Source organism: Sinorhizobium sp. Y406 (assembly GCF_058732025.1).
Genome location: NZ_CM178974.1, coordinates 2,381,277 through 2,393,709, shown reverse-complemented (window position 1 = coordinate 2,393,709; position 12,433 = coordinate 2,381,277). Strand labels below are relative to the sequence as shown.

9 protein-coding genes are annotated in these 12,433 nt (G+C 63.0%); 6 read left to right on the top strand and 3 right to left on the bottom strand.

Going from position 1 to position 12,433, the window contains the following annotated elements:
• The first annotated feature begins 165 nt into the window (after positions 1 to 165).
• The 5 genes from mmsA (at position 166) to araD (ending at position 7,472) form a co-directional block, all read left to right on the top strand.
• Complete coding sequence (mmsA, locus tag AC4P1R_RS11450; protein ID WP_492176960.1) at positions 166 to 1,701, top strand: multiple monosaccharide ABC transporter ATP-binding protein; 1,536 nt, start codon at positions 166 to 168, stop codon at positions 1,699 to 1,701.
• On the top strand, positions 1,701 to 2,915 hold the full coding sequence (mmsB, locus tag AC4P1R_RS11445; protein ID WP_492176959.1) for a multiple monosaccharide ABC transporter permease: 1,215 nt from the start codon (positions 1,701 to 1,703) through the stop codon (positions 2,913 to 2,915). The genes mmsA and mmsB overlap by 1 nt, the downstream gene beginning before the upstream one ends.
• A gap of 148 nt (positions 2,916 to 3,063) precedes the next feature.
• The gene (araD1, locus tag AC4P1R_RS11440) at positions 3,064 to 4,059 is read left to right on the top strand and encodes an AraD1 family protein (protein WP_492176958.1); all 996 of its coding nucleotides are present in this window, start codon (positions 3,064 to 3,066) and stop codon (positions 4,057 to 4,059) included.
• 64 nt (positions 4,060 to 4,123) lie between these two features.
• Positions 4,124 to 5,557 carry an aldehyde dehydrogenase family protein gene (locus tag AC4P1R_RS11435; RefSeq protein WP_069458093.1) on the top strand — a complete coding sequence of 478 codons (1,434 nt, stop codon included), beginning with the start codon at positions 4,124 to 4,126 and terminating at the stop codon, positions 5,555 to 5,557.
• 169 nt (positions 5,558 to 5,726) lie between these two features.
• A complete protein-coding gene (gene araD, locus AC4P1R_RS11430) occupies positions 5,727 to 7,472 on the top strand; it encodes an L-arabinonate dehydratase (protein WP_069458092.1) in 1,746 nt (581 codons plus the stop codon).
• A gap of 164 nt (positions 7,473 to 7,636) precedes the next feature.
• Here araD and AC4P1R_RS11425 read toward each other — a convergent pair whose 3' ends face one another.
• The 3 genes from AC4P1R_RS11425 to AC4P1R_RS11415 form a co-directional block, all read right to left on the bottom strand.
• Entirely contained in the window at positions 7,637 to 8,485 is an 849-nt protein-coding gene (locus AC4P1R_RS11425; protein WP_492176957.1) for a transglutaminase family protein, read from the bottom strand.
• A gap of 75 nt (positions 8,486 to 8,560) precedes the next feature.
• Entirely contained in the window at positions 8,561 to 9,502 is a 942-nt protein-coding gene (locus tag AC4P1R_RS11420; protein ID WP_069458090.1) for an alpha-E domain-containing protein, read from the bottom strand.
• Between the two features lie 4 nt (positions 9,503 to 9,506).
• The gene (locus tag AC4P1R_RS11415; RefSeq protein ID WP_069458089.1) at positions 9,507 to 10,901 is read right to left on the bottom strand and encodes a circularly permuted type 2 ATP-grasp protein; all 1,395 of its coding nucleotides are present in this window, start codon (positions 10,899 to 10,901) and stop codon (positions 9,507 to 9,509) included.
• A 484-nt stretch (positions 10,902 to 11,385) separates the two neighbouring features.
• Between AC4P1R_RS11415 and AC4P1R_RS11410 the strand changes: the two genes are divergently transcribed.
• Entirely contained in the window at positions 11,386 to 12,297 is a 912-nt protein-coding gene (locus AC4P1R_RS11410; protein ID WP_192803779.1) for a DMT family transporter, read from the top strand.
• Positions 12,298 to 12,433 lie beyond the last annotated feature (136 nt).

The window sequence follows — 12,433 nt, the reverse complement described above, 5'->3', positions numbered from 1 at the left end:
GACCGCGGGCCCCTTTTGTCTGAGCCGACCGGCCTCTAGCGGATGCACGTCGGTCGCTCCAAAACTTTGAACTGCTGCACGTTCGCCGGGTGGTGAATCCGGAATTGGCGCAGCGGGAGGAAGCCTGTAGTCTCTCGCGAGAGACTGCCGCTGGAATGGCTGATTATGGACAATATCATTCTCGAAATGCGGGGCATCACGAAGACGTTTCCCGGCGTCAAGGCGCTGGACAATGTCTCGTTCAAGGTCCGCGAAGGCGAAATTCATGCCCTCGTCGGGGAGAATGGCGCCGGCAAGTCGACCTTGATGAAGGTCCTGAGCGGCGTCTATCCCGCCGGCACCTATGAGGGCGAAATCCACTACGACGGCGAAGTCCGCCGCTTCAGCACGATCGCCGACAGTGAAGAACTCGGCATCATCATCATCCACCAGGAACTGGCGCTGGTGCCGCTGCTTTCGATCGCCGAGAACATTTTCCTCGGCAACGAAGTCGCCAACAAGGGCGTCATTCACTGGCCGCAGACTTTCGCGCGGACGCAGGAGCTCTTGAAGAAGGTCGGGCTGAACGAGTCGCCGGCGACGCTCATCACCGATATCGGCGTCGGCAAGCAGCAACTGGTGGAGATCGCCAAGGCGCTCTCCAAAAAGGTCAGGCTTCTGATCCTCGACGAGCCCACCGCATCGCTCAACGAAAACGACTCGGACGCGCTCCTGAAGCTCCTCATGGAGTTCCGCAACCAGGGCATGACCTCGATCATCATTTCGCACAAGCTGAACGAGATCAAGAAGGTCGCGGACCAGATCACCATCCTGCGCGATGGCGGCACCGTGGAAACGCTCGACTGTCACAAGGAAGACGTCAGCGAGGATCGGATCATCAAGGGGATGGTCGGGCGCGCGCTCGAGGATCGCTATCCGCCGCGCGAGCCGAAAATCGGCGATACGCTGCTCGAGGTGAAGAACTGGAACGTCTTCCACCAGCAGCACCGTGACCGGCAGTTCCTGCACGACGTCAGCTTCAAGGTCCGCGCCGGCGAGGTCGTCGGCATTGCGGGGCTGATGGGAGCCGGACGCACCGAAACGGCGATGAGCATTTTCGGCCGCTCCTGGGGCCACAAGATCACCGGCGAGGTGACCATGCGCGGCCAGCCCGTGGATGTGAGCACCATCCCGCGGGCGATCAAGGCGGGGCTTGCCTATGTGACGGAAGACCGAAAGCAACTCGGTCTCGTGCTGATCAACAACATCATGCACAACACCACGCTCTCGAACCTCGGCGCTGTTTCCGCAAGCGGCGTCATCGACGAGCGCAGGGAGGCGAAGGTCGCGTCCGATTATCGTTCCAAGCTCCGCATCCGTTCGCACTCGATCTATCAGGAGGCGGTGAACCTGTCGGGCGGCAACCAGCAGAAGGTCGTGCTGTCGAAGTGGCTGTTCACCAATCCGGAGGTCCTCATCCTCGACGAGCCGACGCGCGGCATCGACATCGGCGCGAAATATGAAATCTACACCATCATCAACCAACTCGCGGCCGAGGGCAAAGGCATTCTGATGATCTCGTCGGAAATGCCAGAGCTGCTCGGAACTTGCGATCGCATCTATGTCATGAACGAGGGACGCATCGTGGCCGAGCTTTCCAAGGAAGAAGCCAGCCAGGAAACCATCATGCGTGCCATCATGCGTTCAGGGGAGAAACACTAATGGTCGCCGATACGAGCACCCACACCACCAAACCGTCGATCGGGGACTACCTCAAGAACAACATCCGCGAATACGGCCTGCTGGTCGCGCTCGTGATCATCATGCTGTTCTTCCAGTTCGTGACCAACGGCGTTCTCTTCAAGCCGGTCAACATCACCAACCTGGTGCTGCAGAACTCGTTCATCGTCATCATGGCGCTCGGCATGCTGCTGATCATCGTGGCGGGCCATATCGACCTCTCGGTCGGCTCGATCGTCGCCTTCATCGGTGCCGCCTCGGCCATCATGCTGGTCAAATGGGGACTGCCGGCTTTCGTCGTCATTCCCGCCTGTCTCGTCGTCGGCGGCATCATGGGGGCGGCCCAGGGCTATTGGGTCGCCTATCAGAAGATCCCGGCCTTCATCGTGACGCTGGCGGGCATGCTGGTCTTCCGCGGCCTCACCTATGTAGTGCTCGGCGGCCGTCCGATCGGCCCGTTCCCGAAGGAATTCCAGATTCTTTCGACGGGTTTCGTTCCGGATTTCCTCTATTTCCTGAACCCGAGCCCGGATGTCATCAAGAACATGGTGGCGCTCGTGGCGGTGCTGCTGCTCGTCGGCTATGCGATCTATGCGGGCCTGCGCGACCGTCGGATCAACGAGCTGCACGGCACCGACAACGAGCCCTTCATCTTCTTCGCCACGCAGATGGCGGTGATCGCCGTCGTCGCGCTGTTCATCGGCTTCCAGCTCGCGACCTATCGCGGCCTGCCCAATGTTCTCGTCGTCATGGGTGTCCTGATCGCTCTCTACACTTTCATCACGACGCGCTCGACCGTCGGTCGCCGGGTCTATGCGATGGGCGGCAATGAAAAGGCGGCGAAGCTCTCCGGCATCAACACCGAGAGGCTGACCTTCTATGCCTTCGTGAACATGGGTGTGCTCGCGGCACTGGCCGGGATGATCATCACGGCGCGGTTGAACTCGGCGACCCCGAAAGCCGGCGTCGGCTTCGAGCTCGACGTGATCGCGGCCTGCTTCATCGGCGGAGCGTCGGCATCGGGCGGCGTCGGCAAGATCACCGGTGCGGTGATCGGCGCCTTCATCATGGGCGTGATGAACAACGGCATGTCGATCATGGGCATCGGCATCGACTACCAGCAGCTCATCAAGGGCCTCGTGCTGCTCGCAGCCGTGTTCTTCGACGTCTACAACAAGAACAAGGGCAAGGGCTGACCGGTTCGCCGGTCGGCCGCCTTACCTCGCAGATGAAATGGCAGCCCAGGCTGCCGGAGCCGGGCGGTCACGGGGCCGCCCCGAAGGTGGCGCGTTGCCTTCGCCGTGAAGGCACATCGCCCGGATCCAAGTCAGGAAGGACAGGAACGTGCTGATTTCTCAGATCAGAATGCAAGACGGATCGGTCGCGGTCGCGGTGCGGGTGCCCGGCGAAGCGGCGCGCGTCGTCAAGGGCGCAGAAAGCGTCTATGCGCTCGCCATGGAGGCGGCGAACGGGGGCAAGAGCCTGAAGGACGTCGTCGATGCCAAGGGGCTGGCCGAAGCCGTCGATCTCGAAAAGGCCTATGCCGAGGGGCGGATGCTGCCGCCGATCACCCATCCCGATCCGGCCCATCTGCACCTGACCGGAACCGGCCTGACGCATCTCGGCTCCGCCGCGACGCGCGACGCCATGCACAAGAAGACGACCGAGGCGGCGGAAGAGACGCTGACCGATTCGATGAAGATGTTCCGCATGGGGCTCGAAGGGGGCAAGCCGAAGCCTGGCGAAAAGGGCGTCCAGCCGGAATGGTTCTACAAGGGCAACGGCAGCGCCGCGGTCGCGCCCGGCCAGCCGCTGACGTCGCCCTCCTTTGCGGAGGACGGCGGCGAAGAGCCGGAAATGGCGGGGATCTATGTCATTTCCGACAAGGGCGTGCCCTATCGGCTCGGCTTTGCCGTCGCCAACGAGTTTTCCGACCACAAGACAGAGCGGGTCAACTATCTGTGGCTGGCACATTCGAAGCTCAGGCAGGCGAGCTTCGGTCCGGAGATCCGCGTCGGCGCCGCGCCCGATGACATTCGCGGCACCTCGCGAATCTTGCGCGGCGGCAAGGTCCTGTGGGAGAAGCCTTTCCTTTCCGGAGAGGCGAACATGTCCCACAGCTTCGCCAATCTGGAATACCACCACTTCAAGTATGAGCTCTTCCGAGTGCCCGGCGACGTGCATGTGCACATGTTCGGCACTGCAACGCTGTCCTTCGGCGACGGCATCCGCACGGAGGCGGGCGATGTTTTCGAGATCGAGGCCGCAGGCTTCGGTCTGGCGCTGCGTAATCCGCTGGCGATCTCCGAGGAAGAAGAAATCGCAATCCACCAGCTCTGATATGTAAAACGACTGGCTGGCCGCGACGGGCGGCCGCTTGCGACAAGACAAGGAGGCTGAAGCCATGACACTTCACCAGAACCTGATTGCCGGCGAATGGGTCGGCGGCGACGGCGTTGCCAACATCAATCCGTCGAATACCAACGACGTCGTCGGCGAATATGCCCGGGCAAGCGCCGAGGATGCGAAAGCCGCGATCGCCGCGGCGAAGGCGGCCTTTCCGGCCTGGTCGCGCTCCGGCATCCTTGAGCGCCACGCAATCCTCAAGAAGACCGCCGACGAGATCATGGCGCGCAAGGACGAGCTTGGGCGGCTCTTGTCGCGGGAGGAGGGCAAGACGCTTGCCGAAGGCATCGGCGAGACGGTGCGCGCCGGCCAGATCTTCGACTTCTTCGCCGGCGAGTGCCTGCGCCTGGCCGGCGAGGTCGTCCCGTCGGTGCGCCCGAACATCGGCGTCGAGATCACCCGTGAACCGGTCGGCGTCGTCGGCATCATCACGCCCTGGAATTTCCCGATCGCCATTCCGGCCTGGAAGATCGCGCCGGCGCTTTGCTACGGCAACACCGTCGTCTTCAAGCCGGCGGAGCTGGTGCCGGGCTGCTCCTGGGCGATCGTCGACATCCTGCACCGCGCCGGCCTGCCGAAAGGCGTCCTGAACCTCGTGATGGGCAAGGGCTCGGTCGTCGGCCAGGCGATGCTCGACAGCGCGGACGTCCATGCGATCACCTTCACCGGCTCGGTCGGCACCGGCAAACGCGTGGCGATGGCCTCGGTCGAGCACAATCGCAAGTTCCAGCTGGAGATGGGCGGCAAGAATCCGTTCGTCGTGCTCGACGATGCCGATCTGTCGGTGGCGGTCGAAGCGGCGGTCAACTCCGCCTTCTTCTCGACCGGCCAACGCTGCACGGCCTCGTCGCGGATCATCGTCACCGAGGGCATCCACGACAGGTTCGTCGCGGCGATGGGTGAGCGCATGCGGGGCCTCGTCGTCGACGACGCGCTGAAGGCCGGCACCCATATCGGCCCGGTGGTCGATCAGGGCCAGCTGAACCAGGACACCGACTATATCGCCATCGGCAAGCAGGAGGGGGCGCAGCTCGCCTTCGGCGGCGAGCTGATCACGCGCGATACGCCCGGCTTCTACCTGCAGCCGGCGCTGTTCACCGAGGCGACCAACGCCATGCGCATCTCTCGCGAGGAGATCTTCGGACCGGTCGCCGCGGTTATCCGCGTCAAGGACTATGACGAGGCGCTCGCTATCGCCAACGACACGCCCTTCGGGCTCTCCTCCGGCATCGCCACGACGAGCCTCAAGCATGCGACGCATTTCAAGCGCAATGCCGAAGCCGGCATGGTGATGGTCAACCTGCCGACGGCGGGCGTCGATTTCCACGTCCCCTTCGGCGGTCGCAAGGGCTCCTCCTACGGCCCGCGCGAACAGGGCAAATACGCCGCCGAATTCTACACAACCGTCAAGACAGCCTACACCCTGGCCTGATCGACCGGGCCGGGATGCGGGTGGAATTCCGCATCCCGGCCCACAGCGCCGCACGTCTCGTCAGACGTGTAGCCCTTTGAATTGCTGCATGTTCCCGACATCATGTCGATTAGGGGAAATACAGCGGGCCAGCCCGTTCCGCCCGTCCCCGGGCCTGAAGGAAGAAGAGATGAAGAAGAAAGCTGAGTGGCCGCGCAAGCTGCGATCGCAGGATTGGTTCGGCGGTACGGGCAAGAACGCCATCATGCATCGCTCCTGGATGAAGAACCAGGGACTCCCCGCCGACACCTTCGACGGGCGGCCGATCATCGGCATCTGTAACACCTGGTCCGAGCTCACCCCCTGCAACGCGCATTTGCGCGATCTTGCTGAACGCGTGAAGCGCGGGGTCTACGAGGCAGGCGGCTTCCCGGTGGAGTTCCCGGTCTTTTCGACCGGCGAGAGCACGCTTCGCCCGACGGCGATGATGTTCCGCAATCTCGCGGCGATGGATGTCGAGGAGGCGATCCGCGGCAATCCGGTCGACGGCGTCGTGCTGCTCGGCGGTTGCGACAAGACCACGCCCAGCCTTCTGATGGGGGCAGCCAGCGTCGATATCCCGGCGATCGTCGTCTCGGGCGGTCCGATGCTCAACGGCAAGTGGCGAGGCAAGGATGTCGGCTCGGGCACGGCGGTCTGGCAGTTCTCGGAAATGGTCAAATCCGGCGAGATGACGCTGGAGGAGTTCATGGATGCCGAGCAGGGCATGGCCCGATCGGCCGGTAGCTGCATGACCATGGGCACCGCTTCGACCATGGCCTCGATGGCCGAAGCGCTGGGCATGACGCTTTCCGGCAATGCCGCCATTCCCGCTGTCGATGCGCGCCGCCGGGTGATCTCGCAGCTCACCGGCCGCCGTATCGTCGAGATGGTCAAGGAGGATCTGAAGCCCTCCGACATCCTGACGAAACAGGCCTTCGAAAACGCCATCCGCGTCAACGGCGCCGTCGGCGGCTCGACCAATGCCGTGCTACACCTGCTGGCGCTTGCGGGCCGCATCGGCGTCGATCTTTCGCTCGACGATTGGGACCGGCTCGGCCGCGACGTGCCGACGATCGTCAACCTGCAGCCCTCCGGCAAATATCTGATGGAGGAGTTCTATTATGCCGGCGGTCTGCCGGTGGTGATCAAGGCGGTCGCCGAGATGGGACTCCTGCACAACGACGCCATCACCGTCAGCGGCGACACGATCTGGAACGACGTGAAGGGCGTCGTCAACTACAACGAGGACGTGATCCTGCCGCAGGAGAAGGCGCTCACCGCGTCCGGCGGCATCGCCGTCCTGCGCGGCAATCTGGCGCCGCGCGGCGCCGTGCTGAAGCCGTCGGCGGCATCGCCGCACCTGATGCAGCACAAGGGCCCCGCAGTCGTCTTCGAGAGCATCGAGGACTATCACGCCCGCATCAACCGCGACGATCTCGACATCGACGAAAACTCGATCATGGTGCTGAAATATTGCGGACCGAAGGGTTATCCGGGCATGGCCGAGGTCGGCAACATGGGCCTGCCGCCGAAGGTCCTGAAGAAGGGCATCACCGACATGATCCGCATTTCGGACGCGCGCATGTCGGGAACCGCCTACGGCACCGTCATCCTCCACACGGCACCGGAAGCCGCCGAAGGCGGGCCGCTGGCGCTGGTCGAGAACGGCGACCTAATCGAGGTCGATATCCCGAACCGCAAGCTGCATATCCATGTCTCGGACGAGGAGTTGGCCCGCCGCCGCGAAGCCTGGATCTCGCCGGTCAAGCCGCTCGTCGGCGGCTATGGCGGCCTCTACATCAAGACCGTCATGCAGGCCGACACCGGCGCCGACCTCGATTTCCTCGTCGGTGCACGCGGTGATCGCATCCCGATGGATCGCGACAGCCATTGAGGTGGGGTGAGGCGAGGGCGGTTGCCCGCCGCGTCGCTTCGCCACCCTGCGCCTTCCCTTGAATAGCCGCGATCGTGAAGATGGATCGAGGCGGCGCCACATCTACCTTCTCCCCGCCTGCGGGGAGAAGGCGCCGGCAGGCCGATGAGGGGCCGACTTTAGCCTCACTGGCTCTGCGTCTGGCTCTGACCGCCTTGGCTCTGGCTTTGCGTCTGCCCTTGCCGCTCGACCGTCACGGCCACCTTCAGCGTCTCGTTGACGGCGCCGTGGACGAGACCGGAGACCGGGGCGGCGTCCGGGTAGCAGAGGCCGGAGGCCACGCGGACATAGCGGTCGTCCGGGCAGATCTTGTTGGCGGCGTCGAAGCCGACCCAGCCGAGGCCGGTCAGGTGGACGTCGGCCCAGGCATGGCTCGCGGTCTGTTCGGGATGCCCATCCACCATCAGATAGCCGGAGACGTAACGAGCGGGCAGCCCAAGGGTGCGGGCCGCGGAGATGAGAATGTGGGCGTGATCCTGGCACACGCCCTTGCCGCGCTCGAGCGCCTCTTCGGCACTGGTCTCGACGTGAGTCTCGCCTGGCCTGTATTCGACGCTCTCGTGGATTATCGCCATGAGCGCGTGCATGCGGTCGAGATCCGTCTCGCCCGTGGCCGACTTCGCCAGATCACGAACGCGCTTGCCGGGCTTGCTGAGCGGCGTTTCGCGTAGGTAGAGCCACAGCGGCACGCAGGATTGGTGTGCGCCGAGGACACCGGCCTTGTCGTCGGTGTCGACCTCGCCGCTTGCCTCGACGCTAAAGCTCGTTCGGTTGGCGTCGACGCTGACGAGATGCGTCCGGTTGCCGAAATGGTCGTCATAGGCGACTTCGACGACGGCGCCCTCGACGAGCGTCCGCCAGTTGAGAACCGTCTGGCCGGGCTGGTTCGTCGGCGTCAGGCGCAGACGCTGCAGGGCATAGGACACCGGCTCGTCATAGTGATACTCGGTCCTGTGGCTGATTTTCAAGCGCATGCCCTTCTCCCGAGTCTGGAGCGGGATGAGGAAAACTGTGCGCGGTTTTCCGCCCGCATCCCGCTCTAATCTCTTCTAATTGTAGAACCGGTATCCGTCGGTGATTTCCTGTCCCACTCGGTTGTTGTGGCTGATGAACTCTTCCAGATATTCGTGCAGCCCCTGGTCCATGATGTCGTCGATGGAGCGGCTGCGTAGCGATTGAAGAGTTTGTTCCGCTGTCTCGTGGGCGGCATGCTTCTCGCCATACTCGCGCGCGAGATAGCCGAGATTGCTGACGATCTTCTCATAGCAATAGGCGAGCGATCGCGGCATGCGGCCGTTGGAAATCAGGAAGTCCGCGATATTCGCCGGCTTGAGTTCCGCGTCATAGACCCAGCCATAGGCGCGATGCGCGGAAACCGAGCGCAGGATCGATTCCCACTGCACGTTGTCCATCGACGACCCGACAGCGGCGACAGCCGGGAGCAGCACATAATATTTCACGTCGAGAATGCGGGCGGTGTTGTCCGCCCTCTCGATGAAGGTGCCGATGCGGGAGAAGTTGAAAATCTCGTTTCGGAGCATCGTGCCGTGGAAGGCGCCGCGAATGAGGCCGGTGCGCCGCTTGATGGCATCGATGACCTCGGGCATTTCTGCGGGCCGCACCTTTCTGGTGAGGCTCTCCTTCATCGCGATCCAGCATTCGTTGGTTGCTTCCCAGGTCTCGCGGGTCAGAGCCGTGCGGACCATGCGGGCATTGTGGCGGCCCGCCTCGATGCAGGACATGACGCTCGACGGGTTGGCGCGATCGCGCAAGAGGAAGTCGATGGCGTCGCTGCTCGTCAGCCTGTCGTGCACCTGGTCGTAAAGCTCGCGCACGCCGGCGCTCTGCAGCACGCCGTCCCAATCGTCCTCCGTCGCTTCGCTGCGCGTCAGCGACATGCGCAGGCCCGCATCGATCAGCCGGGCGCCGTTTTCGGCGCGCTCGATATAGCGGAACATCCAATAGAGACCGTTCGCAGTTCTTCCCAACATGGCCTCAGTCCTCCAGTACCCAGGTATCCTTGGTGCCGCCGCCCTGGCTGGAATTCACCACCAGAGAGCCCTCCTTCAGCGCGACGCGCGTCAGGCCGCCGGGAATGATCTGCACCTTGTCGGAGACGAGGACGTAAGGACGCAAGTCCACATGCCGGGGCGCAATGCCCTTGTTGACGAGGATCGGCACGGTCGAGAGCGATAATGTCGGCTGCGCGATATAGTTGCCGGGGCGCTCCTTCAGCTTCTCCGCAAAGGCGGCGCGCTCCCTTTTCGTCGCCGTCGGTCCGACGAGCATGCCGTAGCCGCCGGAGCCGTGCACTTCCTTGATGACGAGTTCCTCCAGATGTTCGAGCACATATTTGAGGCTCGGTGGTTCGGAACAGCGCCAGGTCGGCACGTTTTCGAGCAGAGGCTTGCGGCCGGTATAGAACTCGACGATCTCCGGCATGTAGGAATAGATCGCCTTGTCGTCGGAAATCCCGGTGCCGGGCGCATTGGCAATGGTGATGTTGCCGGCACGATAGACGTCCATGATGCCGGGAACGCCGAGTGCGGAATCCGGGCGGAACGTGAGGGGGTCGAGGAAATCGTCGTCGACACGGCGATAGAGCACGTCGATGGCCTCGTAGCCGCGGGTCGTGCGCATCTTCACCTTGCCGTCGATAACGCGGAGATCCGAGCCCTCGACCAGCTCGACGCCCATCATGTCGGCGAGGAAGGCGTGCTCGTAGAAGGCGGAGTTGTAGATGCCGGGGGTCAGGACGGCGACACGCGGTTTGCCGGTGCAGCCGGGCGGGGCGAGCGAGGCCAGGCTCTGGCGCAGCAGATAGGGATAGTTTTCCACCGGCCGCACGCGGTTCTGGTGGAAGAGCTCCGGGAACATCTGCATCATGGTTTCCCGGTTTTCCAGCATGTAGCTGACCCCAGACGGCGTACGCGCATTGTCTTCCAGCACGTAAAACTGATCCTCGCCGGTGCGCACGATGTCGGTGCCGACGATATGGGTATAGACGCCGCCCGGCGGGCGGAAGCCGATCATCTGCGGCAGGAAGGCATCGTTCTTCTCGATCAACTCGCGCGGAATGCGGCCGGCGCGGATGATCTCCTGCTTGTGGTAGATGTCGTCCAGGAAGGCATTGAGCGCGATCACGCGCTGCTCGATGCCCTGGGCGAGCCTGCGCCATTCGCGGCCGGAAATGATGCGGGGAATGAGATCGAAGGGAATGAGCTTCTCGGAGGAATCCGCATGTCCGTAGACCGCAAAGGTGATGCCCGTCTTACGGAAGATATTTTCGGCTTCCTTCGATTTCGCTATGAGCCGGTTTCGGTCCTGGCTGGCATACCATTCATGATAGGTCGAATATGGCTGGCGCGGACTTGTATCCGCATTCATCATTTCGTCAAATGCCAAAGGCGTGGTCCCCTTATTTTGCGACCATTTGAGTACATCGTATGACGCAATGCAAGAAGCGTGCACGTCCGCCCGCGAAGAAATTTCGGGCAGACGCCGGGCAAATTGAAAGCGTTTTGCTCACGCCGCCCTGCCCGCCGCCGCTGCAACCCCCACTGCGTGCGGCTGCTGATTTCAACAGGCGGTCGCCGACAGGGCAAATGCCTCAATATTCATCAATCTAGTCGAGCGGCCCCGAGGATTTGCCCTCGAATCAATCGAGCCCATTCCCCGCTGCGCCTGATAATTCCGATTCGCTGATTGCAGCCATCAGAAAAATTGCTTTGACCGGGCGAGGCGAGCGCTCTACCGCATGCAGCAATAGAGTGCTGCAGCGAGGTTTGCGCGTCTGAATAAGACGCGCAGGCGCTGCAGGCATGAGGCTCATGCGGGCCTCCATGATCCGCCTTGCTTCGGGAAAACACCGATGTTGCTTGCCCGTCTGGCTCCGGCCCTCTTCGTGCTGCTCTGGTCCACGGGTTGGGTGGTTGCGAAATATGCGGCCTTTTTCGCCGAACCGCTGACCTTCCTGGCGCTGCGCTACAGCATCGCCATCCTGCTCTTCATCGGCTTCTGTGCCGCGACCGGCGCGCGTTGGCCGCGCTCGGGGAAGACAATCGGCCATGCGGTGATCTCCGGCATGTTTCTCCATGGCCTCTATCTGGGTGCGATATGGTGGGCGATCGGCGAGGGGGTGCCCGCAGGCATCTCCGGCATCATCGCCGGCCTCCAGCCCCTGATGACCGCGGTCGCGGCGCCTTACCTGATCGGCGAAAATATTACCCGGGTGCAGAGACTTGGGCTCGCGCTCGGCTTCTCCGGCATTGCGCTTGCGGTGCTGCCGAAGGTGCTGGCGATCGACGCCGATATCAGTCTATTTCCGGTGGCGGTGAATGTGCTCGGAATGGGTGCGGTGACCTATGGCACGCTTTACCAGAAGCGGCACCTGCAGACCGGCGACATCCGGGCGATCGCGACGCTGCAATATGCCGGCGCCCTGATCGTCACCGTGCCCATGGCCCTGACGCTCGAGGATATGCGCGTGACCTGGAGCGTCGAACTTGTCGCCGCGCTCGCCTGGTCGGTCCTCGGCCTGTCGATGGGAGCGATCGCCCTCCTGCTCTATCTCATTCGCCGCGGTCAGGTCTCTCGCGCCGCATCGCTGATCTATCTGGTGCCGCCGCTTGCGGCCGTTGAGGCGGCACTCCTCCTGGGCGAAGCGCTCACCTGGCCGATGATCGTTGGTACGGTCATTGCAGTGACCGGCGTCTATCTCACCAATCGCAAGAGCGAAAGCGAGGCACGTTCCGAGGGGCAGACCGGTAAGGCTGCCGCTGTGTGAGGCGATAGAGAGAGACGGGTGAATCCCGGCCGTGGACGTGCTTCTGCGGCCGGGTTTCTGCTTTTTCGGGCCGATGCGCTACAGCGCCGCGCGTCTTTTCAGACGCGCAAAGATCGCTGTGACGCTTTGAATCTGC